The organism is Hamadaea tsunoensis DSM 44101 (assembly GCF_000428945.1).
GTDB classification, from domain to species: Bacteria; Actinomycetota; Actinomycetes; order Mycobacteriales; family Micromonosporaceae; genus Hamadaea; species Hamadaea tsunoensis.
On sequence record NZ_AUAX01000002.1, the window covers coordinates 475,757 to 499,109 of the forward strand.

Sequence of the window (23,353 nt, forward strand, 5' to 3'; positions counted from 1 at the left end):
GATCCACCACACCCGATCGCAACCGGGCTGGGGAGTTTCGCTTCTTAGGGGTAACCGCAGTACCTCCCAACCCGCCCACCGGAGGCCTACCGTCGAAGACGTGGACAACCGCGCCGAAGTCAAAGACTTCCTCACCAGCCGCCGCAACCGGCTGACCCCCGAACTGGCCGGGCTCTCCGTCTACGGCAGTAACCGGCGCGTCCAAGGTCTACGCCGCACCGAAGTCGCCGCCCTCGCCGGTGTCAGCGTCGAGTACTACACCCGCATGGAACGCGGCAACCTCGCCGGCGTCTCCGGCGCCGTCCTCGACGCCGTCGCGCGCGCCCTGCATCTTGACGAAGCCGAACGCGGGCACCTGTTCGATCTCGCCCGCACCGCCGCCGGCGGCACCACACGGCGTACGCCACGGCCCACTGTGCGGCCCAGCATCGGACGCATCCTCGACGGCATGACCGGCGTACCGGCCTACGTCCGCAACGCCCGTATGGACGTCCTCGCCGCCAACTCGCTCTGCATGGCCCTGTACGGCGGCATCCTCACACCGCAGACATTGCCGCTGAACCTCGCCCGCTTCATGTTCCTCGACCAGCACGCCCACGAGTTCTTCCTCGACTGGGACGCCGTCGCCGACGACTTCGTCGCGACCCTGCGTACCGAGTCCGGCCGCAGCCCACTGGACCGCAAGCTGTCCGACCTCGTCGGCGAACTGGCCACCCGCAGCGACGAGTTCCGCGTCCGCTGGGCACGCCACAACGTGCGCCTGCACCGCACGACCGTCAAACGACTCCGCAACCCGGTCATCGGCGACATCGAACTCACCTGCGACGCTCTCGACCTGACCGGCGACAACCTTGCCATGATCACCTACACTGCCGAAGCCGGCAGCCCCGCCCAGGAACAACTCGAATTCCTCGCCAGTTGGAGCACCGACCACACGGCGCTACCACCAGCCAGAAGCCTTGGTTCCGAGATCGACGGCGAACCGTTCGACGCCGTTGCGGCTGATCGCGTCCTGCCGTGAAGCACCGCATCACGGCAGGATGCGCACCCGCAGCGGACGGTCGCCTCTCGCCCCATCCTCGCAGTTCAGGTGTCAACCTAGGGCCTGGGCATTCCCCCGTCCGCGAGTTCCGCGACGCAACAGCGCCGACACGGCTGCTCACACTCCTTGCAAATCCGGCGAAAGCCAACTGAATGCACCAGACTTGGCAGCATGGTGGCAAACGTGGTGGTGACCGGTGCGTCGGGTTTCATCGGCAGCCACCTGACCCGGGAACTGGTCGCAGCGGGTCATCACGTGCGCGCGATGACCCGCCGTCCACAGGCGTACGCGGGTGCCGGCGACCCGGTGGCCGGTGACGTGCTCGACCGGGAAAGCCTCACGGCGGCGCTCGCGGGCGCGGACGCCGCCTACTACCTCGTGCACTCGCTGGACTCCGACGACTTCGAGGCCAAGGACACCGAAGGCGCCCGGAATTTCACAGCCGCCGCTGCCGAGCAGGGATTGCGGCGCATCGTGTACCTGGGCGGCCTCGGCGACGACGAGGAAGCGCTGTCCGCACATCTGCGGTCGCGGCGGCAGGTGGAGCGGATCCTCCACGAAGGCACCGTGCCGGTGACATCCCTACGCGCAGCCGTGGTGATCGGCCACGGTGGCATCTCCTGGGAGATCACACGCCAGCTGGTCGACCACCTTCCCGCCGTGGTGACGCCCCGCTGGGTACTGACCCGTACCCAGCCCATCGCGCTGCCGGACGTGATCCGGTATCTCGTCGGCGTCCTGGACGTCCCCGAAGCCGCGGGGCAGTCCTACGAGATCGGCGGACCGGAGGTGATGCGCTACATCGACATGCTGCAACGCGCCGCACGGGTACGCGGCCGGCCGCTGCCCAACGTCACCGTTCCGCTGCTGACACCGCAACTGTCGGCGATGTGGCTGGCGCTGGTCACCGACGTGGACATGACGACCGCTCGCAACCTGGTCGACTCGATGACCAACGAGGTGGTGGTGAACGATGACCGGATCAGGACGTTGCTGCCCGGCGACTTGATGGGCTACGAGGAGGCGGTCCGCATGGCCTATGCGGAGATGGACGACCGATGACCTACAAGCCGCGTACGCGCTTGGGCCGCCTGCTGGCCCCGTCGCTGATCGACGTCGTCCCCCGCGATCATTCCGAGACCGCCGCCCGCCTCCTGCGCCGCCGCTGCATAGTCGGGGTCACACTGATCGCCGGTGCGATCCTGCTCGGCCTGTCGCTGTCGAAGGATCCCGGCGATCGCAGCTTCTACACGTACAGCCTCGCCGTGGCGGCGACCTGGCTGATCGGCGGGCTCGCCTCCGGCCCCCTCCACTTCGGACACATCATCTTCCGCGACACGATGCGCCGACCGATTCTCACCCCGTTCCTGACCGGGCTGGCGGCCGCGGCCGTGTTCATCGGCGGCGCCTTCCTGGTACGCGAGATCCCGCCGCTGCGTGACTACGTCAACAGCGTCCTGTCGCACGCGTCACGGACGTCGTTGCTCTGGATCACCGTCGTCACCGCGGTCAACGGCGTGGCCGAAGAGGTGTTCTTCCGTGGAGCCGTGTACGCCGCCGTCGGCGGTCCTCATGCCGTCATCATCACCACCGCCGTCTACGCCCTCGTCACCGTCGCCACCGGCAATCCCATGCTGGTGTTCGCGGCCGTGACACTCGGGCTCGTGCTGGGGCTGCAACGGCGGTCGTCAGGCGGGGTCCTCGCGCCGATCATCACCCATGTCACCTGGTCGCTGCTCATGTTGTACCTGCTGCCGGTCGTGCTGCCGGACTGACCCGCCACCCCGCATACGGTCCCCCGCGCTCGCCAAGCCCGGCCGGCCATCCGTCAGCGGCTATGCGGACGCAGATCTTCAGGTGGTTGTGCGGGTCAGAAGGGCTACCGCCGACGCCAGCGAGTTCGGAGTGACTGCACCGTCGGGTATCTGGTCGCCATTCCAGCCGGGCCCCGCCGCCACGACGGTCTTGATGGCCGGTCGAGCGGCCAGAACCACCGACAGTTGGGCCGGATCAGCCGTTGCTGTTGTTTGCGACCACAGCACGACAGCGTCCGGACCGGTGCGGGCGATGGCGTCCAGCAACGCCTGCGAGGGGACGCGAGGCCCCAGTTGGCGCGTGGCCACGCCGCGCTCGGCAAGGGCGGCGCCCAGCGCTTCGAGGGCGAGGCTGTGCTGTTCTTCGTCGGCGCAGGCGAGCAGGACCCGGCTCGGCTCGCCCGGCAGCGGGATCGACGCCAGCATCCGGGAGACTTCCGCCGACAGAAGATGCTCGACCTCGATGAGCGCCTTTGTGGCCGCCTGCTTCAGCCCGACCTGGACCAGCGCCGGTGCGATCAGCGTGGTCCATGTGGCGACGACACCGTCGGACGCCAGCGCCGCGTGCAGGATGATGCGGATCTCAGCGCCGTCCAGTCGCAAGGCTGCGCGGGTCAAGCCCCGCACGGCTGGACCGTTGTCGCCGACGGCGACGGCATGGCCGCCGCCGTCGCGGCGCACGGGTTCGTCACGGTCGGCGTCGGGGCCGGCCATGACCCAGGTTGCGGCCTGTGCGGCCGGTACGCCGCGGGCGGTCAGGCGCTGCATTTCCAGCAGCCGGTCGAGGTCGTCGGTGCTGTAGCGGCGGTGTTGGCCGGCCTGATGGCCGCGCGGGCCCAGTCCGTAGCGGCGGTCCCACGTCCGTAGCGTGGTGACGGCTACGCCGACGAGGCGGGCGGCCTCGCTTGCGGACAGGTCCTGTGCGGTCACGGCGTGCAGCTTATCCGCCCATGGCGGGCGCGGCGGTACGCACAACGCCAGGCAGCCATGGTGCCAGAGGCCCGGGGATGCTGTTGCCGGTCAGGTGCGCCGGATCGGCCCAGCGCACCTGCGCGACCTCGCGCGTGTCGGGAGCCAGGGTCATTGCGCCGCCGACCCGGCCGATCAGGACGTGGTCGTATTCGTGCTCGACCCGCCCGGTCGTCGCGTCCGCCGCCCGATAGACGTAGACGCCGGCTTGGCGTAGCGCGATGCCGGTCATGCCGAGTTCCTCGGCCAGGCGCCGGCCGGCTGCCGCGAGCACGTCCTCGCCGGGAGCCGGGTGGCCGCAGCAACTGTTCGCCCAGTGCAGCGCGAACCGGGTCTTCGTACTCGACCGGCGCTGCAGGAGGATGCGCCCGTCGTCGCGGATCAGCAGGACGGAGAACGCCCGGTGCAATCGGCCGGGTGCGGCGTGGGCGACGGCGACGGTGGCCGACCCGGTCGCCCGGCCGTCGGCGTCGACGAGTTCGACGAGGTGCTCTTCGCGGCTCATCGCTGGATCCCGGTGATGCGGGCGGCGGCGAGCTTGCCGGAGATCAGTACCATCGGCACGCCGACGCCCGGCGTGGTTCCGGAGCCGGTGAAGACCACGTTGTCCAGGCCCGGGTGCAGGTTGGGTGATCGGAACGGACCGGTCTGGACCAGCGTGTGCGCCGCGGCGAACGGGGTCCCGGCGGCCAGTCCGTCGGCCGCCCAGCTCGCCGGGGTGACGACGTGGCGCTCCTGCACCGCGTCGCCGAAGCCGAGGTAGCCGCGTTGTTCGAGCACCTCGATCAGCTGGTCGGCGTACCGTTCGGCGAAGCCGGACTGCCAGTCGATGCCGCCGCGGGCCAGGTTGGGCACGGGGGCCAGGACGTAGTAGGTGTGCCGGCCGGGCGGGGCGACGCTGATGTCGGTCGACGTGGGGTTGGTGACCAGCAGCGACGGGTCGCTCATCAGTTCGCCGCGGGTGATGACCTCGTCGAAGGTGCGCCGCCACGCCTGTCCGAAGTGGATGTTGTGGTGGGCGATGTGCGGGTAGGCCTGCCGCGAGCCGATGTGCAGCACGACGCAGGACGGCGAGTACTGCTGGGTTCGCGTCGACGTGGTGCCGGGCAGCAGCTGCCAGGCGGCTTCGGTGTCGGGGTTGAGGACGACCACGTCGGCGGGCAGCCGCTGTCCGTCGTCGGTGTGGACCGCGACCGCCCGGCCAGCGCTGACCTCGACCCGCGTCGCGGTCGTCGCATAGTGGATGTCCACGCCGTGTTTCTGGGCCGCGCCGGCCAGGGCCGAGGGCAGCGCGTGCATGCCGCCCACCGGGTGGTAGACGCCGGCCACGCAGTCCAGGTATGCGATCACGGCGTAGATGGCCATGGCCTTGTGCGGGGCTAGGCCTGCGTACATGGCTTGGAAGGAGAAGATGCGGCGGGTGCGATCGTCGTGCAGGAAGTTGCCGACGCGGCGATGCAGCCGGCCGAACGCGCCGGCGGCAAGCAGCCGCAGCAGGTTGGCGGTGACGAGGTCGCGAGGCCCGTCGAAGTTGCGTTCGATGAAGTCGGTCCGTTCCAGTTCCCACAGCCGGCGCGCGTACGCCACGAAGCGCCGGTAGCCGTCGGCTTCGCGCGGGCCGCACACGGCCGCGATCTCGGCGGCCATACGTTCGGGATCGGCGATGACGTCGAGTTTGGAGCCGTCGGCGTACCAGGCCCGGTAGGCCGGGTCGAGCGGCCGCAGGGTCAGCCAGTCCTGCGTTTGTTCGCCGACGGCGGCGAGCGCTTCGCTGATGAGTTCCGGCATGGTCAGCACGGTGGGGCCGGTGTCGAACTGGTAGCCGCCGCTGTCCAGCCGCCCGGCACGGCCGCCGGGCGTCTGTTCCCGTTCGACGATGGTCACATGCCGGCCGGTCCCGGCGAGGTGCAGCGCGCAGGCAAGCCCGCCGAGGCCGGCGCCGACGATGACGACGCGGTCGGTGGGACCGGTCACCGTACGCGGGCTTCTCATGCCGACCGCCGGGTGACGGACTGGGCGAGGTCGAGCAGCGCCGCACGGGTGGCGTCGTCCAGCGGAGCGAGGGCGAGGGCCTGCTGGGCCGTCTCGATCCGATCGGCGATCATCGACTCGATCTGGTCCGCGGCGCCCGTGTCGCGCACGATGTCGGCGAGCCGGGCCGCTGCGGTCGCGCTGTCCACCGTTTCGTGCGTCGCGCAGCGGCGCCGCAGGTGGTCGATCTCGGCCAGCTGCCGTGCGGTCGCACGGGAGCGGGCCAGGTGCAGCAGTGCCGTCGGCTTGCCCTGGATGAGGTCGTCGCCGACGGGCTTGCCGGTGACCTCGGGGATGCCGAAGGCCCCCAGGAGGTCGTCGCACAGCTGGAACGCTTCACCGATGGCGGTGCCGTACTGGGTGAAAGCGCTGAGCAGCGTTCCGGGAACCGGGCCGGCGAGCGCGGCGCCGAAATGCAATGGCCGCACGACGGTGTAGCCGGCGGTCTTGAGCCGCGCGGTCCGCAAGGCTCGGTCGACGTTCCAGGTGCGCGAGTGTTCCCCCAGGATGTCCAGGTACTGCCCGGCGACGGCTTCGGACCGCATTTCGTCGTAGACCCGGCGGGCCGCGATGAGGGTGGCCGGTGCGATGGCGGCCCGGGCCATGAGCTGGTCGGCCCAGATCAGGCAGAGGTCGCCGGCGAGGATGGCGGCCGATTGACCGAAGTGCTCGGCGTCACCGCGCAGACGTTCCCGGCGATGGGTGGCAGCCAGTGCCCGGTGCGCCGTCGGCTGCCCGCGGCGGGTGTCGGAACGGTCCATGACGTCGTCGTGCACGAGCGCGAACGCGTGCAGCAGTTCCAGGGCCGCCAACGCGGGCAGGACGGTGTTCAGTGCCTGCTGATTGTGCCGAGCCCGCCAGCCCCAGTAGGCGAAGGCCGGGCGCAGGCGCTTCCCGCCGGCCAGGACGGCGTTGGCGACCGCGTCCGCCAGCGGCTGCAGAGCGGGATCCAGCGCGGTGAAGGCGGTGCGGGCGCCGGCGAGGAACAAGGTGAGCTCCGCCTCGACTTCGGCGGTGACAAGCAGGGTTTCGGCGGGCGCGGCGGTCGGCCGCGTCATGGTCGCGAGGAGGGGTTCGTCAGCCACATCCGCAACGCTAACACAGTTGCGTCGTTTGCTGCGTCGTTTTACGATGGGGCCGCTCGCGACGAAGTCGTCCGACGGGGGCGACGCAACGGGGAGGGACGACCGGTGGACCCGCGATTGGCTGCCTCGTACGAACAGTGCCGGCTCCTGCACCGCCACTACGGCCGCACGTATTACCTGGCGACCCGCCTGCTCAGCGCAGAACAGCGGCCGCACGTGCACGCGCTGTACGGCTTCACCCGGTACGCCGACGAGATCGTCGACCGTATGGACGGCACCGATCCCGGCGAGCGCGCCCGGCAGTTGCGCGGCTGGGCCGACGCATTCGTGGCCGGCCTCAACGGCGCACCGGTCGACGACCCGATCCTGCCGGCGGTCCTGCACACCATCAACGTGTGCGGCCTCGACCGCGACGACTTCGCCGCGTTCCTGCACAGCATGGCGATGGACCTCGAGGTGCGCTCCTACGACACCTATGACGACCTGTTGTCCTACATGGAAGGTTCGGCAGCCGTCATCGGCACGATGATGCTGCCCATCCTGCGGCCCGTCGACCCCACGGCCGCCCGCGAGCCCGCCCGCCAGCTCGGTCTCGCCTTCCAGCTGACCAACTTCATCCGCGACGTCGCCGAGGACCTCGGGCGCGGGCGCGTCTACCTGCCGCGCGAGGACCTCGACCGGTTCGGCGTCACCGTGGCCGACCTGCGCACAGCCCTCGACCGGGGGTACAGCCCCCCACAGGTACGCGCGCTCGTCCGGTTCGAAATCGAGCGCGCCCGTGACCATTACGCTCTGGCCGCTCCCGGCATCCCGATGCTCGCCCCCGCGTCGCAGGCGTGCATCCGCACCGCCTACCACCTCTACTCGGCGATCCTCGACGAGGTCGAACGGCAGAACCTCGACGTGTTCACCCGCCGTGCGGTTGTTCCGCGCCGCGTCCGGCTCCGGGTCGCGGCCCGCAGCTTGATCACCCCGGCGGGTCGGCCCGTCTCCGCCGCTGCGTCCGTGGCCGTGTGATGGATCGCTGGAACTACCTCGCGGTCCTCGCCGCCTGCGTCGTGATCACCCTGCCGCTGGAGGTCGTCCTCGGTGCGCGCGTCTACCGCCGCCCGCGCCGGCTGGCCTGGGCGCTGCTGCCGGTCCTCGCGGTTTTCACCGGGTGGGACCTCGTCGCGGCCTGGCGCGGGCACTGGTGGTGGTCCGCTCAACAGACCACAGGTGTACGCCTCGCGGGTCTGCCGGTCGAGGAGTGGCTGTTCTTCCTTATCGTGCCCATCTGTGCCCTGCTGACCTATGAAGTGCTCGACCGTGGCCGCTGAATACACCGCCGCCGCCGTCGCGGCCCCGATCCTGGTCGCCACGCTGGAGCTGGCGGTCCTGCGTACCGGTCTGCTGAGCGAGGGCCGGTACTGGGTCACGCTCGCGATCGCGCTGGCGTTCCAGCTGCCCGTCGACGGATGGCTCACCCGCGCCGGACACCCCATCGTCCTGTACAGCCCGCAGGCGACCTGCGGCGTGCGTTTCCCCTGGAACATCCCCGTCGAGGATTACGGTTTCGGCATGGCCCTGATCACGCTGAGCCTGCTGCTGTGGCGGCGCCAAGCGGACCGGCGTACCGATGGCTGACCCGGTGGGCGCGGTCATGCGGGCCGGCGTCGACCGCCTCGTCCGCGGCGGCCTGCGCGGCATCTGGCTACGAGAAACACTGCCCGCCGGCCCGTTCGTCTGGGCGGCCAACCATCACAGCTGGTGGGACCCGTTCGTCGCCTTCGCGGTGCTCGCCCGGCTGCGCCGACCCGCCTGCCTGCTGATGCGCGCCGACAATCTCACCCGGTACGCGTTCGCCCGCCGGCTCGGCGTGTTCGCCGCTTCCGAACCGCGTACCGGTCTGCGTCATCTGGACGAGGGCCGGGTGCTGATCCTGTTCCCGGAGGCCGAACTGCGTACGCCCGGCGCCACCGGACCACTGGCTGCCGGTGCGGCCTGGTACGCCCTGCGTACCGGGGTGCCGCTGCAAGCCGTCGCCGTCCGGGTCGCGATGCGTGGCCATCAAGCGCCGGAAGCCTACGCATCCACCGCGACGGTCGACCTCGGCGACACCGGCCACCTCACCGAAGCGACCCGGCGGCTGCGAAGCACCCTCGACGCCCGGCTCGCCGAACTCGACGCCGAGCTGAACGAGACCGACGCCCGGTGTGCCCCGGCCGGTTTCCGGCTCGTTGTGCGCGGCAAGCGCAGCTGGGACGAGCGGCTGACGGGGGAGAAACGATGACGATGACGCGGGCGCTCGGTGCGGCGGTCGCCGGGTATCACACGCTGAAGACCGCCGGACTGCTGATCAACACAGTCACGTTCCCGACCCTACGTCCGGGCCGGACCGTGCCCGGGCGTCCGCGTACGGCGTTCCTGGTGCCGGCCCGCGACGAGGAACACCGGCTGCCGAACCTGCTGGCCGGACTTCTGTCGCAGCCGGCCGACGAGATCCTCGTCCTGGACGACGGCTCCACCGACGCCACCGCCGACGTCGTCGCCCGGCACGACGATCCCCGCCTGCGGCTGCTGACGGGCCGACCGCGGCCCGAGACATGGATCGGCAAGAACTGGGCGTGCCATCAGCTCGCCCAGGCGACCACAGCCGACCTGCTCGTCTTCGTCGATGCCGACGTGGTCATCCGGCCCGGTGCGCTGGACGCCTTGTGGCAGCAGATGGTCCATCAGCGCGCCGACGTCTTCTCGGTATTCCCCCGCCAGATCACCGGCACCCTCGGCGAACGGCTGCTCGTGCCGCTCATCGACGAAACCTTGCTCGGCTTCCTGCCCCATCCCCTGTTGTCGGCGCCCGTCCCGGCGGCCGCCACCGCCAACGGACAACTGCTGGCCTTCCGACGCGACGCGTACGCGAAAGTCGGCGGCCACGCCGCCGTGCACGACCGCATCGTGGAGGACATCGCCCTGGGCCGGCGTACGCGGCAGCGCGGACTGCGCCTGGGCCTGGCCCTCGGCGGCGACCTCGTGCAGACCAGGATGTACACCAGCTATCCGGAGACCGTCGCCGGGCTCGGCAAGAGCGTGCGGGCAGCCCATGGCGACAGCGACGCACTGCTCGCCGCGAGCGCGGCGTTCCACCTGGTCGCGTACACGATGCCGTGGCTGATGTGGAACCGCGGAGCCGCATGGCGCGCCGCGGCCGTGCTGGGGCTGGCAGAACGCGTTCTGACCAGTGCCAAGACCGGACGGCGTGGATACGTCGAAGCCGCCGCCGTGCCGATCGTGCCGCTCGCGGCCCTGCCCGTGTACGCCGTCGCAGCCCGCCGTGCGGCACGCTGGAAAGGGCGTACCTACCGGTGATCCGCGATCTGTGGCGCTGGACCAGCGACCCGATCACGCTGCTGACCGAACGCGCCGCCACCGCGCCCGTCTTCGAGCTGCGGCTGTGGCGAAAAGCCGTGGTCGGCTACCGTCCGGAGTGGAACCGGGCCGTGCTCGGCGACCTCGCCATGTTCCGCGCCGGCGGCAGCCTGAGCGGCCTGACGCCGTACCTCAACGCCGGTGTGGTCCGGGCCGACGGCGCCGACCACGCCGACCGGCGGGCCCGCCTCAACCCGGCGTTCCACAACCGCGGCCTGCGGCCATTGCTGGACCGCCTCGACGAAGCGGCCGCGCAGCACCGCCCCGACGGCCGGTTCGAGGCGCTGGACTGGGCGGCGACCCTCATACGGCGGCAACTCAACGCGGCCCTCTTCGGCGGCGCGATACCGGACACGCTGCTACGCCGCTTCCTGCGGCCGTTGCACGCGCCGCTTCCCCAGCCGCTGCGCCCACGGCCTCGGTTGTTCGCCGCGATCGACCGAGCCATCGCCGCGGTGCTCGCCGAACCCCCGGCCGGCACGCTGGCTGCCGCGCTCGCCGGACAGCCCGCCGCCGGCGAGGAACTGCGCGTCGCACTGGCCGCCGGCTACGACACGACCGCACACACGCTGGCCTGGCTCGCATGGCACTTGGCCGGCGCCCCGGAATGGCGTTCCCCGGAATCACTGCCGGCTGTTCTCGACGAGGTGTTGCGCCTCTACCCGGCGGGCTGGATCGGCAGCCGGGTCGCGGCCGCCGACGTCGAGGTCTGCGGTCGTCCCGTCCCAGCCGGCACCCTGGTGCTGTATTCGCCGTTGCTCACCCACCGCGATCCCGAGCTGTGGACCGATCCGGGCGCGTTTCGCCCCGACCGGTTCGCCGAGGGCAGGCCCGCCTGGGGCTTCCTGCCGTTCAGCGCGGGCCGGCGTACCTGCCTGGGTGTCCACCTTGCCCGCGCGATGCTGACCGCCGCGGCCCGGCCGCTGCTGGACGGCAAGCTGGAACAGCGCAACGGTGATCCCACGCCGCGAGCCGGGCTGACCCTCCGTCCTACCGGACCGCTGCTGCTCCATTACCAAGCCAGGTAACTACGCCACCACTGACGTCAGAACACATCCGCGCCGGTCGACCGAAACACCAGGTCCGCCGGGACTGGCGGTGAGCCGGCCAGGCGGTGGCCGCTGCAGCGCGCGGCGGCCGTCCACCCAGCCAGGCCAACTGTCACACCTCGACCACGCTACGGGCGGTACCGAACCGGAGGCCGGCGGTGAAGAGCGTCGTACCCAGCGTGGCGTTCAGAGCGCCCGCGGCGGCCGCGGTGAGGTTCAGCCCCACCCCGGTGATCTTCACCGTGCTGCCGTCGACGGTGATCGAGGCCTTGCTCAGGTCGAGGTCGAAGACGGCGACCCGGGCCGTCCCCCGGTTGACGCGACCGGTCAGCTGCCCGGTGCTCAGGTCGATGATGAAGTCGCCCACCTCCAGCGCCTTGAAGGTGCGCAGATTGATGAACTTGATGCCACCGCGATGCAGTACCTGCCCGCCGAGCGGGTCGAGGCTGACGGCTCCGCCGGTGACGGGGAAACCGGCGGTGACCGCCAGTCCATTTCGGATGGACAGGCCCTCACGGCCGGGGCTGGTGACGATCGGCAGGATGCCGTTGCGCAGCAGGGTTGCGGCGATGCCGGGCGCCGTGGTGACGGTCGTGCGGCCGCCGCGAACCGTTGCCGGTGCAGCGCTGGCCGGACCGCCGGCGATACCGATGGCCAGCACACCGGCCATGCCGACCACGGCCAGTCGCCGCAATGTCTTACTCAACACGGTGTCTCCCTCTCGAACTGGAGTAGTCACCGTCAGTTCGTCGGCAAGCTCACCGATGGATGCACGATCAGCGGCCGAATCTCCCTTGCAGCATGCTTTGACCGTGTTCTTGCTGGCCCAGACGCTGCGCGGAGATGTCGACGATCGGGAATTCGCCGATGTCGGCAGCGGCGGGGATGGTGACCACGACCGTTTGCCGACCGGATCCGGCATCGCCCAGGCCGATCATGCGCTGGTGGCCGTCGTAGAGCCAGACCTCGTAATAGCCCGTCGCGGCGGGCAGTCCTTGGAGGGTGATGCGCAGCTGTCGACTCTCAAGGAGTTCCGCTCGGCCTGTTCCCCCGGCGGCGGCCGGATTGTTGACGGCGAGGACGGCGGTGGCGACGACTCGAGGCGGCTGCGGCCCTCGGGTGAACACCAGGGTGAGGGTCATCGCGCAGACCGCGGCGATCGCGGCGGCCACGGCGATCCGCCACCTCCCCCACGCCGTCGCGGCCGGGCGGCGGCGGCTCGCGGCGGTGGCCCGGCGGCCCGGTGAGGGCTCCGGCGGTGCGAATGCCTCGTCGGCGATCCGGTTCCACACGCGGTCAGGCGCGGGGGGAAGCTCACGCAGGCCGACCGTCGAGCGGGCGATACCCGCGACTCGTCGTAACGCGTCGACCTCGCGGCTGCATTCCTGGCAGGCGGTCAGGTGGGCGGTGGGATCGTCGGCGGGGTCGCCTTCCAGCGCCATCAAGACCAGTTGGTCAGGGTCCAAATGGGGCACCGTCCACCTCCCATCGCGTGCGTAGCCTGGCCATCCCCCGGCGGAGATGGCTTTTCACTGTACCGAGCGGCAAACCGGTGGCCGCCACGATCTGTTCATGGGTGAGGTCGTCGAAGAACGCGAGTTGCAGGACCCGCTGCTGCTCCAGTGGCAGGTTCGCCAGTTCGTCGGCGATCACGATGCGGGCAACCACGTGATCTGCGGCTTCGTCGGCGACCTCGCTGGTGGCCTTACGCGCCTCGTCGGTTGCCCGGTCGGCACGCGTTCTGCTGCGGACGTGGTCGACGGCGCGGCGCCGGGCGATCGTCATCAACCAGCCGAGCAGAGATCCCCGATCGGGATCGAAGCTCGGCCGCGACTGCCAGGCGGCGACGAAGGTGGCTTGGACGATGTCCTCGGCCTCGGCCGGGCCGACGGTGGCGGCGGCGAGGTGTAGAACGGCACCACTGTAGCGGTCGTACAGCTCGCGTAAGGCGGTCTCGTCGCCTTTGGCGAACCGTACGGGCAGGTCGTCGTCGTCACCGTGATCGGCTTCGGACAGCGGCGCTGGCCGCACGCGGGCTACCTCTTCTCAGCGGGGGATCGCAGTGATCACTATATTGTCGCGGTAGTGCCGCGTGGCGGCGTCGAACGGTCCCCCGCAGGTGATCAGGGTGAGCCGGGTTGCGCCGTCGCGGGCGAAGTACTTGGCGAGGGGAATCCTCGTTTTGGCGTACTCCTCGCGGGCGATGACGGCGAATTCGTGTTGTTGTCCGTCTTGCCCGGTGACCATGACGATGTCACCCGCGGTGAGCTCACGCAAGCGGAAGAACGCACCGGTTCCCTGCTGTGCGCTGTCGACGTGGCCGGCGATGACGATCGACCCGGTCGTCGCTTCCAAGCCCGGACCGTATCGGTACCAGCCGACCCGGCTGACGCTGGGCGGAACGTCGAAGTCGCCGCTGCGAGCGTCGAGTCCGACCGGGTCGACCGCCACATCGACAGCGATGGCCGCAATCGACAGGCGCACCGGCGGTAGCTGCGGGGCTGCGGAGGGCAGGGATCCGGCGTGGACAGGCACGGCGGGTCCGCTCGCTGGAGGGCTCGCTTCCAGGGAGGCGACTGTCGACGCACCGACGGTGGCCGGCGGCTGGGATCGACACGCCACGACGGTCGCCCCCACGAACAACGCGCAGCCGGCTGCCAGTACAGCCAGCCAGGCGCGTGCCCCGGACGCGAACATCCGGGGCACGCTGGTACCCGAGCCGGTCACGCGGTGGCCCTTCGGCCACGCAGCCGTACGACAGCCCCGATGATCAGCAGGAGGCCGACGCCGCCGAGGATGTAGGTGGCCGCGCTGACGCCGGTGGCCGCCGCGCCGCCATCGCCGCTGGGTACCCGTCCGGGGACCTGGTGCATTCCGGTGAGGACCTGCGCGACCAGGGCGAGGTTCTTGGCCTCCGCCGAACCGGTCGCGTAGACGATGGTGACTGTGCCCTCCTTGAGCATGAGATCCTTCGGACCGAGGACCACTGTGGTCGTTCCAGCGAGGACGACGTCGGCCGATACAGTGCCGGCCGCGACGTCCGCTTTTGCCTCGTTGGGGTTGGTCAGCCCGGTGAACACCGGCTTGCCGCCGGCCCGCACATCGACCGCCGGAGCGGCAGCGGTGTGCCGCACGATCAGGCGGGCCTTACCCGCGGCGACCATCGACGTGTCGTTGACGAACGGCGTGATCTTCGGGGTGCCCGAGGCGTCCAGGTGCGCCACGATGCTGATGCTCTTTCCGCCCGGGATGGCCGCACCGTCGGCCTTCAGGATCGCGCCGGCGATGGGCTCCCCGGGCTTGGTCAGCGCCAGGTCATAGGAGCCCGCCGGGAGGGTCAGCGGCCCGGCGACGTCGCCGGGCTTGAAGTTCGACAGCGTCTTCTTGCCGTTGACGTAGACGTCGACGGGGGTGGCCGGGATGCCGTGCACCACGTAGACCTGCGAGGTGACGGCCGCGGCATGGGCGCTGCTCGCGGCGGTCGGGCCGAACCCGGCCACCGCGATCGCGGTGACAGCGACCGCCAGCATTCGGCGGCCGAACGCGTTGCTCATGAAGTTCCTCCTTGGAAGTGCTCCCCCAGGGGAGCCGTCACCTGTAGATCGGCGCCGGGGGCGTCCTTGGATGCACTCCCGGGAAGAAATTTGCGTCGAATTTTGCGTCGTTTTGACCCCGTGGGCTCGCTCACCACGGCATGATCAGAAGCAAGCTCGGAGGAGGAGTGTCATGGCAACGCACCTGCCGATGAACCACCGGCTCAGGCCCTTCTACCGCGTCCTGAGCGGCGCTACCGGCGTGTATCTGCTCGGGTTCGGACTGACCGGTGTGGCTCGCAGCTGGGGTGATCCGTTCTTCGATCAGGGCGACACGAAGGCCTGGGGCCTACGCACCAACATGGCGTTTTCCCTGCTGTCAGTCCTGGTCGGGTTGATCATCCTGGCCGGGATGCTGATCGGCCGCAACGTCGACCGCAACATCAACCTCGTGGGGGCCGCGGTCTTCATGCTGGCCGGGTTGTTCATGTTGCCGCTGTCCCGGTCGAGTCTGGACTTCCTGAACTACGACGTCTCGGCATCGGTGGTGTCCTTCATCATTGGATCGATCCTGCTGACGGCCGGCTTGTACGGACGCGTCGGACCGCCCGCGGCGCAAGCGGCCGAGGACGGGTTCCGGTTGGGCAAGGACGGAGATCCCGTGTTGCACCAGTGGACGAAGCTGCCGCCGAAGAAAGGCAAGACGTCGAAATTCGCCTGACCCGAACGACATCACGGCGCAGCAACCACCGCCGGAGATCGGAGGCAACCTGATGAGCGTGGACGTCGCGATCGTGGGGGCGGGCCTCGCCGGTCTGGTCGCCGCGCGACAGCTGCACCAGCACGGCGTGGACGTGGCAGTCTTCGAAGGATCCGACGACGTGGGCGGCCGGGTACGCACCGATGACATCGACGGTTTCCGGCTGGATCGGGGCTTCCAGGTCGTACTACCCGCCTATCCGGCCCTGCGGGCGTACGCCGACCTGGCGGCACTACGGCTGCGGCCGTTCACCCGCGGGGTGGGCATCCTGCGCGATGGGCACTTGCACCGCGTGGCCCTCGGACCGGACGCGTTGACGTTCCTCAGCTTGCGCGACTCGTACCACCTCGGGAAGCTGACCGCCGCGGATGTCGTGCGCGGCGCCCGTCACATTCGCCGCAGTCCCGACCGCAGTGCAGCCAATGAGCTGAGAGCCGCCGGCGTCGGCGCCAACGCGGTCGAACAGCTCCTGCGCCCGTTCTTCGCCGGAGTGCTCGGCGAGGACGAGCTGAAGACCTCCGGCCGGGTCGTTCGCCTGCTGTGGCGCTGTTTCGTCCGCGGCGGCGCGGCCGTGCCGGCCGACGGTATGGCCGCCCTCCCCCACCAGATCGCCGCACCGCTGCCGCCCGACACCATTCGCCTGGCGCAGGCCGTTACCCGGCTACGGCCGGGTCGGGTCGAGCTCGCAGACGGTACGACGGTCGCCGCCCGCGCGATCGTCGTGGCCACGAACGCCGTCGACGCCCGCCGCCTACTGCCCAACATCCGTACACCACAATGGAATTCTCTGACCACCTTCTACTACGCCGCAGAGGAAGCACCGAGCACGGAGCCCCTGCTTCGCCTGGACGCCGACCAGCCCGGCCTCGTGCGCAACACGGTCGTCGTCTCCGCGGCCGCTCCCCAGTACGCGCCAGCCGGCCAGTCGCTGGTTGCCGCTTCGATCCTGGGCGCGCGCGACGACGCCGCCACCGCCGACGCGGTCCGCGACCGTCTCGCGGTCATCTATGCGACGAGTACGCGCCGCTGGCAGTTGATCGCCGCCTACCCGATCGCCGAGGCCCTACCGGCTATGCAAGCACCCCATCGGCTACGGCGAAGCGTGCGTCTGACCGACGGGATGTACATCTGCGGAGATCATCGGGATACCAGCTCGCTGCAGGGAGCGATGGTATCTGGCCGGCGCGCGGCGCAGGCCGTCATCGCCGACCTCGGCGCCTGACCCGCGACGGCTTCAGACGGGACGCCAGGGCGAGCGTGTGTCCGGGCGCCCGAGGTCACCACTCGAGTGGTTGACCGTCGCGGAAGAAGCCGCCCGACGGGCCGCCCGACGGCAGGGTCGCCGCCCAGACCACGCCCTGAGCGCTCACTCGCGCGGGCCGCGCTCCCATCTTCTCCGCGCCCGGCCAGGTCGCAGTCAGGCCGGGACAAACGGCGTTGATGAGAATGCCACTGCCCGCCAACTCGGCGGCGAGGCTTGTGGTCAGCGCGTTGACCGCGGCCTTGCTGATGCCATAGGCGGGGGCAAGACCCGACCGTGCGGCCATGCCGAAACGGGGATCCTGGTGTGAGCCTGCGCCACTGCTGACGTTGACGATCCGGCCGGCCGCGCTACGCCGGAGCAACGGCATCAACAACTGGGTCAGGTGCCAAACACCCACGACGTTGACTTCCATGACGGTCCGAGCTTGGGCGATATCTGCGGTGGTCACCTTCTGATCCCAGTCGGCATAAGCCGCAGCGTTGTTGACGAGCACATCCAGTACTTGCAAGTTTGCGGCAAACGATCGGACACTGCCAGGTTCCGCGAGATCGAGGGGCTGCGACGAGCAGGTGACGCCACGGGGTAACGGCGGCACCCGACCGGGAGCTCGGGACGTAACGATCACCCGATAGCCGCGCTCTGCGAGAAGAGCTGCGACTTCCCGGCCCAAGCCCTGGCCACCGCCGGTGACCAGTGCGTGAAGCGCCATGACACACACCTTAATTCGATGCAGAAAACGATGCAACTTTCGAAGGGTAGCCGGGCTCGATGTTCCTGTCACGCCAGGCGGTTGCCGATGCCCAGGACACCGCCACGACGTCCTCACACCACGCCCCGCGACAAGAGCCCCCGCTTAAAGCCCCCCACCGTCCACGCCGCGGCCGACGAGGGTATGTCTGATCCCTGGCTCTTCCAAGACGGTAGGGCCACACCGCGGCTGCGGCCGGCCCGCTTGACTTCCCCGCGCCACCGCCGCATTGTGGGAGCGCTTCCATCGAAGTGCGTCTCATCCTGATCCATCCATCGGAGGCACGCCCATGTCTCGACTCATCACAGCCCTCTCCACCGCGTTATTGGCGATCACCTTCGCGGTCACCGCCGCCGCACCAGCCCACGCCGCCACCCCGATCCGCATCATGCCGCTCGGCGACTCGATCACCGGCGGTCCCGGATGCTGGCGGGCCCTGTTGTGGGATCGCCTGCAACGCAACGGCTTCACGAACATCGACTTCGTCGGCACGCAACCCGGCGGCGGCTGCGGCCTGGCCACCTGGGACGGCGACAACGAAGGCCACGGCGGCTTCTCCGCCACCGGCATCGCCAACCAGAATCAGCTCCCGGGCTGGCTGGCCGCCACGCATCCAGACATCGTCCTCATGCACCTGGGCACCAACGACATCTGGGGCAACACGCCCACCGCGAGCATCCTGGCCGCGTACAGCACGCTCGTCGACCAGATGCGCGCCAGCAATCCGGCGATGAAGGTCCTTGTCGCACAGATCATTCCGATGACACCGAGCGGCTGCACCTGGTGCCCGTCGGGCGTCACCGCGCTCGACTCCGCGATTCCGGCCTGGGCCGCGGGCAAGTCCACCGCGCAGTCGCCGATCACTGTCGTCGACCAGTACACGGGGTTCGACTCCGTTGCCGACACCAGCGATGGCGTACACCCGGTCGATTCGGGGTTCCAGAAGATGGCCGACCGCTGGTATCCGGCACTCACTCCGCTGCTCGCGGGCAACCCGCCCGCCGATACCACCGCGCCGACCGTACCCAGTGGACTGGGCGTACAGGTGAGTTGCAGCCTCGTGTCGACGCTGACTTGGACCGCGTCCACGGACAATGTGGGCGTCACCGGCTATGACGTGTTCCGGGCCCCCGGCTCGGGCGGCACCGGCACCTTCGTCCCCATCGGCACCACGGCCACGACGACGTTCACCGACACTCTGAACAACGTCTACCAGTACGAGGTCCGAGCACGCGACGCCGCCGGAAACACCTCGGCGTTCACCGCGCCCGTCACCGCGTACCCGCCGCCCTGCCCGCCGCCGGACACGCAGCCGCCCACGACACCCGGCACGCCGACCGCGACCATCACCTGCGGGTCGGCCGCGCTCACCTGGACACCCTCGACGGACAACATCGCCGTTGCGGGCTACGAAATCTGGCGGGCGCCCGGGGCCAGTGGCGGCACCTTCACCCAGGTCGGCACCACCACCACGACGTCGTTCGCATTGCCCGGCGCGGGTATGTTCCGCATCGAGATCCGTGCGCGCGACGCGGCGGGCAACACCTCGCCGTTCACTCCGCCGATCACCATCACGACCCCTGCCTGCCCGACCGACGTCCAACCCCCCAGCACACCCGGCACGCCGACGGCATCGGCGACCGCGACCTCGGCCACGCTCGCCTGGCCCGCGTCGACCGACAACGTGGGCGTCACCGGATACGACATCTACCGGGCGCTCGGCAGCGGTACCTTCACGTCGATCGGCACCTCGGTCACGACCACGTTCACCGACACCGGGCTGAGCCCGGCCACGACGTACCGCTACCAGGTCCGGGCGCGCGACGCGGCCGGGAACACGTCAGGGTTCTCCGCGGCCGTCACGGTCCAGACATCCGGCGCTGGCGGCTGTTCGGCCACCCTGACCGCGCAAAGTGTCTGGGCCACCGGCTACGTGATGCAGCCCAACACCGTCACGAACTCCGGCACGACCACGATCAACGGCTGGACCGTGACGTTCACCCTGCCCGCCGGACACACCATCACCGGCTCGTGGAACGCCATCGTCACCGTCAGCGGCCAGACAGTGACGGCGCGGGGCATCCCCGGCCAGAACACCACGCTCGCCCCAGGAGCCACAACGACGTGGGGTTTCCAGGCCACGCGGGCCGCCAGCGACACCGTCACGCCGTCCGGCGCGGCTTGCACCAGCCCATAGAAGCGCTTTGTCATGTTCGGCTGACGGGTCGCCATCGTTGCGGCGGCGGCCCGTCACCGACGCATCCCAGCACGCCGCTCCAATGCGTCTTTCCCAACGCCAGAAAGCGCGCCATCGCAGTCGAGATTCACCGTGCGCAGACTCACCGTGCCTATCCGATCGGCATGGCAGGCGCGTACGACAAAAACACCGGCCTCCCCGCCCACGAAGGGAGGGGAGGCCGCGGATGACGTGTTATCGACGGTCGGGGTCGACCGCGTCGAGCGCCTCGCGACCGGCGTCCTTGACGTGCTCACCGGTCTGCTTGGCGTGTGCCTTGGCCTGGTCGGCCTTGCCCTCGGTCCGCATCGAGTCGTTGTCCGTGGCCTTGCCGGCCGCTTCCTTGACCTTGCCCTTGGCCTCTTCAGCCATGTTGCGGAGCTTGTCGGTGTTCGACATGCAGCGCCTCCTCTGCTCCGGCCCGCGGAAACCCGCTTGCCTGGTCAAGGTGTACCCACCCGCTGACCGTCTAACCCGCGAAGTGGCAGTCAGCACCCTCCGAGGCAGGAGCGGGCGCATGGAACCGGACGAACGGCACCTCCACAGCTCATCTTTCCGCGTGGCGGCGACCGCGTACGCCGAGCGTCGCCCGGATTACGCGCAGACGGCGATCCGATAGGCGCTCGCCCTTACCTCTTGATCGTCCCTGCTTGGGGACTTACCCGGACATCTCCATCGATCTCCTGGACGAGATCGCGCCACCGGTCGAGCGACACCAGCGAACCGCCATCATCGGCTGGTTGCGGGACCGGCAGGCTGACACGGGCCTCCTTTGTCGATACGCACGATCGCGCTCGATCGCTCACCGGCGCACCACCGCCAGCATCCCGACGCTGCCAGCCGACATCATCGGGCTACTCGCCGGGGGTGACGACTTCGCAGTGAGGTTGCCGCTCCCCGAACAGCACCCCGACGACGTTCCGCCGGCACTGCTCATCGAGATGATCCGGACCTGGGATGGCTACTCCGGTTCCGTCATGGCCCGCAACCCGCGGCTGCCCGCCGAAACGATTCGACGAGCTCAGCCGGTCCGACGACGTCCGGCACCGGTGGCGGGCGTTGCGCTCCGGCCGGCTCACGCCCGAGCAACGTCGGCGGCTGGCCAACGACCCCGACGAGCAGCTCGCACGCTACGTCAATCGGCCGATACCCGACCCGCATCGGCTGGCTGAGTTGATTACCTACCCGCCACGGCGACGATCATGAGGATCATCTCCGTGGCGGTGCCCTCCCCCATTGCGTACAAACGCACTCGACCCGCGTCCCGCCCGACACATCCGCAATCGGGCATCCGGTGTCCCCTCGCGGCGGCGGCCTGAGAGAACCCGGCTACGCGACGTCGGGCCGGGTCATCAGCGGCGACCGTAGGTGCCGCTCCAGGATCGGCCCGGTCAGCGGCATCGTCGCCCAGGTCGCCGTGGCCTTTCCGACGCCCGGGTCGATCTCCAGCCGGACCCGGTGCGGAGTGGTGATGTTGTAGAGGTCGGCGACGAACAGGCCGTCCCGCCACGCTCCCATCGCGACAACCGGACGACCGAGCGGTGAGCTCTCCCGCCACGTGCCGTGGCCGGCGGCCACCTTGATGGAGTCGCCGAGCCGCAGCAGCCAGCCGTCCTCCACCGGTTCGACGGCTACCGTGCTTCCTTCCGCCAAGGCAGATTCCGGAGTGGAGGCGTCGATCGTGGCCACAGCGGACCGGGATGGATCGGCCGTGCCGTGGATCTTCGGCAGGGACAGGTTCCGCAGCCGTTCGGCGAGGAGTTCGTCGTCCTCGCTGGTCGCTGGGTCGTCCATGCCCGGCAGCAGGCAGTCCCACAGCGCGCCGGGCGTCTCGGTCTCGGGCGATTCCGCGCCGGTGAGGACGACGACCAGATCGTGTTCCGGGATGACGAGGCACTGCTGGCCGAACGCGCCGGCGCCACGGTAGCCGTGGCGGGTCATCCAGAACTGGTATCCGTATCCGCAGAGGATGTCCGGGTTCGCCGACCAGCCGTCCACCTGCGCGGTGTCGACGTGCCGGCGGGTCGCGACCTCCACCCACTCGCGCGGGATGAGCTGCCGGTCGCCGTGGACGCCGCCGCGTAGCAGCAGTTCGCCGAAGGCCGCGACGGCCTCGGTCGTCAGGTGCAGTCCGTGGAATCCGAAGGCGGCGCCGGTCGCCACCCGGTCCCACTCGGCATGATCGACGCCCAGTGGCCGGAAGAGCCGTTCGTCGAGATATCCGGGCAGGTCGCGACCGGTGACCCGCTCGACCATCCGGGCCAGCACGTAGGTGGTCGCGTTGTCGTAGGTGTGCCGGGTCCCCTCCGGCTCGGTGAAGGGTACGCGCAGGAAGCCCTTGACCAGGTCGTGCGGTTCGAGCTGCCAGGCCTCGGTGAGGCTGTCGTCGGCGTGGCCGACCGTCATGGACAGCAGATGGTGCACGGTGATGCGGCGCGCCTGCTCCGGAACCTGCGGCGGGACGTGGTCGGGGAGGATGTCGACCACCCGGTCGGTCAGCGACAGGCGCCCGTCGGCGATCGCGAGTCCTACGGCGATCGAGGTGAACGACTTGGTCAGCGAGTACAGCAGGTGCGGGCGCTCCGCGGTGTAGGGTGCCCACCAACCTTCGGCGACGACGTGACCGTGGCGTACCACCATGATCGAATGAAGCTCGACGGACCGCTCCTCCAGCCGGTCCAGGAGGGCGCCGATGGCACGGGACGAGACCCCTGCGGCAGCCGGTGTCGAGCGCGGCAGCAGGGCAGGCTGTGCAGACATCCTGGCACCCTAAACGCCGGGCGGCCCGCCGCGCGACGCGTTTCGCCCGTGGCCGGGTGCGCTTTGCGGCGGGCGGTGGTGGGCGGCCCCTTCGCGACGTCGCTGCCGGCATGGCGTTTCGGCTGGCTGCCGGTGGTGATGCCGCGAAGAGGCCTACCCGGTGCGTCAGTCGCCGGTGATCTCGAAGGACCAGACCTGGTTGGCCAGGCCGACGCAGTCCCAGACCTGCACCTTGGTCCCGTTCTGGCCGATCGTGCCGGTGTCCGCGTCCAGGCACCGGCCGCTGCCTGCGTTGTAGTAAGTGCTGCCGGTCGCCGATCCGGACCACTTCTGGTGGGCCGACGTGGTGCAGGTGGCGAGGAAGACGACGCTGCCGTTGAGGCCTGCGCCGTCGTCCAGGCACTGGTGGGTGGCGGGGAGGCGGATGTTGCCGGCGAGGCCGTTCCAGCTCTGCGTGGCCGCAGCCGAGCAGGTACGCAACGTGATCGCGGCCGGGTTGGCGGCGTCGAGGCAGCGCGGACTGCCGGCGTTGTAGACGTGCCCGTGCGGCACCGGTTGCGGAAGTGCGGCCGCCGGGGTCGCGGTACCGGCGACGACCAGCCCGATCACCATGATCAGCCGGGCGGCCAGGGACATCGCGTGTCTGCCCATCGT

General features: G+C 69.9%; 25 protein-coding genes. 12 read left to right on the top strand and 13 right to left on the bottom strand.

Annotated elements, in window-relative coordinates; genetic code table 11:
- Positions 1-100 precede the first annotated feature (100 nt).
- From G401_RS43455 to G401_RS0104605, 3 genes are all read left to right on the top strand, one after another.
- Positions 101-1,021: a helix-turn-helix transcriptional regulator gene (locus G401_RS43455; protein WP_064741683.1), complete on the top strand. Its 921-nt coding sequence runs from the start codon at positions 101-103 to the stop codon at positions 1,019-1,021.
- Positions 1,022-1,213: 192 nt separating this feature from the next.
- Complete coding sequence (locus G401_RS0104600) at positions 1,214-2,104, top strand: NAD(P)H-binding protein (RefSeq protein ID WP_027341579.1); 891 nt, start codon at positions 1,214-1,216, stop codon at positions 2,102-2,104.
- Positions 2,101-2,817 carry a CPBP family intramembrane glutamic endopeptidase gene (locus G401_RS0104605; protein ID WP_027341580.1) on the top strand — a complete coding sequence of 239 codons (717 nt, stop codon included), beginning with the start codon at positions 2,101-2,103 and terminating at the stop codon, positions 2,815-2,817. The genes G401_RS0104600 and G401_RS0104605 overlap by 4 nt, the downstream gene beginning before the upstream one ends.
- 78 nt (positions 2,818-2,895) lie before the next feature.
- Here the strand turns inward: G401_RS0104605 and G401_RS0104610 are convergent, their stop codons facing one another.
- Genes G401_RS0104610 through G401_RS43460 form a run of 4 tightly spaced genes read right to left on the bottom strand, consistent with a single transcriptional unit; the run spans position 2,896 to position 6,941 of the window.
- Entirely contained in the window at positions 2,896-3,786 is an 891-nt protein-coding gene (locus G401_RS0104610; RefSeq protein WP_034590678.1) for a MerR family transcriptional regulator, read from the bottom strand.
- 10 nt (positions 3,787-3,796) lie between these two features.
- Entirely contained in the window at positions 3,797-4,330 is a 534-nt protein-coding gene (gene idi / locus G401_RS0104615) for an isopentenyl-diphosphate Delta-isomerase (protein ID WP_027341582.1), read from the bottom strand.
- Positions 4,327-5,817 (bottom strand): phytoene desaturase family protein, encoded by a 1,491-nt coding sequence (gene crtI, locus G401_RS0104620; RefSeq protein ID WP_027341583.1) that lies wholly within the window; start codon positions 5,815-5,817, stop codon positions 4,327-4,329. Before crtI ends, idi begins: the two co-directional genes overlap by 4 nt.
- On the bottom strand, positions 5,814-6,941 hold the full coding sequence (locus G401_RS43460) for a polyprenyl synthetase family protein (protein WP_245601600.1): 1,128 nt from the start codon (positions 6,939-6,941) through the stop codon (positions 5,814-5,816). Before G401_RS43460 ends, crtI begins: the two co-directional genes overlap by 4 nt.
- 105 nt (positions 6,942-7,046) lie before the next feature.
- Between G401_RS43460 and G401_RS0104630 the strand changes: the two genes are divergently transcribed.
- Genes G401_RS0104630 through G401_RS0104655 form a run of 6 tightly spaced genes read left to right on the top strand, consistent with a single transcriptional unit; the run spans position 7,047 to position 11,377 of the window.
- The gene (locus tag G401_RS0104630) at positions 7,047-7,958 is read left to right on the top strand and encodes a phytoene/squalene synthase family protein (RefSeq protein ID WP_027341584.1); all 912 of its coding nucleotides are present in this window, start codon (positions 7,047-7,049) and stop codon (positions 7,956-7,958) included.
- Positions 7,958-8,260, top strand: coding sequence for a lycopene cyclase domain-containing protein (locus G401_RS43465; protein WP_051366124.1), 303 nt, complete (start codon positions 7,958-7,960; stop codon positions 8,258-8,260). Before G401_RS0104630 ends, G401_RS43465 begins: the two co-directional genes overlap by 1 nt.
- Positions 8,250-8,567 (top strand): lycopene cyclase domain-containing protein, encoded by a 318-nt coding sequence (locus G401_RS0104640; RefSeq protein WP_245601601.1) that lies wholly within the window; start codon positions 8,250-8,252, stop codon positions 8,565-8,567. The genes G401_RS43465 and G401_RS0104640 overlap by 11 nt, the downstream gene beginning before the upstream one ends.
- On the top strand, positions 8,560-9,213 hold the full coding sequence (locus tag G401_RS43470) for a lysophospholipid acyltransferase family protein (RefSeq protein ID WP_034590680.1): 654 nt from the start codon (positions 8,560-8,562) through the stop codon (positions 9,211-9,213). Before G401_RS0104640 ends, G401_RS43470 begins: the two co-directional genes overlap by 8 nt.
- The gene (locus G401_RS0104650; RefSeq protein ID WP_064741684.1) at positions 9,210-10,289 is read left to right on the top strand and encodes a glycosyltransferase; all 1,080 of its coding nucleotides are present in this window, start codon (positions 9,210-9,212) and stop codon (positions 10,287-10,289) included. Before G401_RS43470 ends, G401_RS0104650 begins: the two co-directional genes overlap by 4 nt.
- Entirely contained in the window at positions 10,286-11,377 is a 1,092-nt protein-coding gene (locus G401_RS0104655; RefSeq protein ID WP_051366126.1) for a cytochrome P450, read from the top strand. The genes G401_RS0104650 and G401_RS0104655 overlap by 4 nt, the downstream gene beginning before the upstream one ends.
- Before the next feature lie 133 nt (positions 11,378-11,510).
- Here the strand turns inward: G401_RS0104655 and G401_RS52350 are convergent, their stop codons facing one another.
- The 5 genes from G401_RS52350 to G401_RS0104680 form a co-directional block, all read right to left on the bottom strand.
- Complete coding sequence (locus G401_RS52350) at positions 11,511-12,107, bottom strand: hypothetical protein (protein ID WP_157545324.1); 597 nt, start codon at positions 12,105-12,107, stop codon at positions 11,511-11,513.
- Positions 12,108-12,174: 67 nt separating this feature from the next.
- The gene (locus tag G401_RS0104665) at positions 12,175-12,840 is read right to left on the bottom strand and encodes an anti-sigma factor (RefSeq protein ID WP_157545326.1); all 666 of its coding nucleotides are present in this window, start codon (positions 12,838-12,840) and stop codon (positions 12,175-12,177) included.
- Positions 12,841-12,853: 13 nt separating this feature from the next.
- Positions 12,854-13,429, bottom strand: a complete 576-nt coding sequence (locus G401_RS0104670) for an RNA polymerase sigma factor (RefSeq protein WP_245601602.1) — start codon at positions 13,427-13,429, stop codon at positions 12,854-12,856.
- A gap of 15 nt (positions 13,430-13,444) precedes the next feature.
- Positions 13,445-14,095, bottom strand: a complete 651-nt coding sequence (locus G401_RS0104675; RefSeq protein WP_051366169.1) for a class F sortase — start codon at positions 14,093-14,095, stop codon at positions 13,445-13,447.
- A 26-nt stretch (positions 14,096-14,121) separates the two neighbouring features.
- Positions 14,122-14,952, bottom strand: coding sequence for a DUF4397 domain-containing protein (locus tag G401_RS0104680; RefSeq protein WP_027341591.1), 831 nt, complete (start codon positions 14,950-14,952; stop codon positions 14,122-14,124).
- A gap of 172 nt (positions 14,953-15,124) precedes the next feature.
- Here G401_RS0104680 and G401_RS43480 point away from each other — a divergent pair, with 172 nt between their 5' ends.
- Both G401_RS43480 and G401_RS0104690 read left to right on the top strand, forming a co-directional pair.
- The gene (locus tag G401_RS43480) at positions 15,125-15,652 is read left to right on the top strand and encodes a DUF4383 domain-containing protein (protein WP_051366130.1); all 528 of its coding nucleotides are present in this window, start codon (positions 15,125-15,127) and stop codon (positions 15,650-15,652) included.
- Positions 15,653-15,704: 52 nt separating this feature from the next.
- The gene (locus G401_RS0104690; RefSeq protein WP_027341592.1) at positions 15,705-16,913 is read left to right on the top strand and encodes an NAD(P)/FAD-dependent oxidoreductase; all 1,209 of its coding nucleotides are present in this window, start codon (positions 15,705-15,707) and stop codon (positions 16,911-16,913) included.
- A gap of 55 nt (positions 16,914-16,968) precedes the next feature.
- Here G401_RS0104690 and G401_RS0104695 read toward each other — a convergent pair whose 3' ends face one another.
- A complete protein-coding gene (locus G401_RS0104695) occupies positions 16,969-17,664 on the bottom strand; it encodes an SDR family NAD(P)-dependent oxidoreductase (protein ID WP_027341593.1) in 696 nt (231 codons plus the stop codon).
- 328 nt (positions 17,665-17,992) lie between these two features.
- On the opposite strand from G401_RS0104695, the gene G401_RS57515 reads away from it, so the two are divergent.
- Complete coding sequence (locus G401_RS57515) at positions 17,993-19,900, top strand: cellulose binding domain-containing protein (protein ID WP_245601603.1); 1,908 nt, start codon at positions 17,993-17,995, stop codon at positions 19,898-19,900.
- A 234-nt stretch (positions 19,901-20,134) separates the two neighbouring features.
- Here the strand turns inward: G401_RS57515 and G401_RS0104705 are convergent, their stop codons facing one another.
- From G401_RS0104705 to G401_RS0104720, 3 genes are all read right to left on the bottom strand, one after another.
- Positions 20,135-20,338 (bottom strand): CsbD family protein, encoded by a 204-nt coding sequence (locus G401_RS0104705; protein WP_027341594.1) that lies wholly within the window; start codon positions 20,336-20,338, stop codon positions 20,135-20,137.
- A gap of 930 nt (positions 20,339-21,268) precedes the next feature.
- Positions 21,269-22,699, bottom strand: a complete 1,431-nt coding sequence (locus tag G401_RS0104715) for a serine hydrolase domain-containing protein (protein WP_027341595.1) — start codon at positions 22,697-22,699, stop codon at positions 21,269-21,271.
- 165 nt (positions 22,700-22,864) lie between these two features.
- A complete protein-coding gene (locus G401_RS0104720) occupies positions 22,865-23,350 on the bottom strand; it encodes an RICIN domain-containing protein (RefSeq protein WP_084556812.1) in 486 nt (161 codons plus the stop codon).
- Between the last annotated feature and the right edge of the window lie 3 nt (positions 23,351-23,353).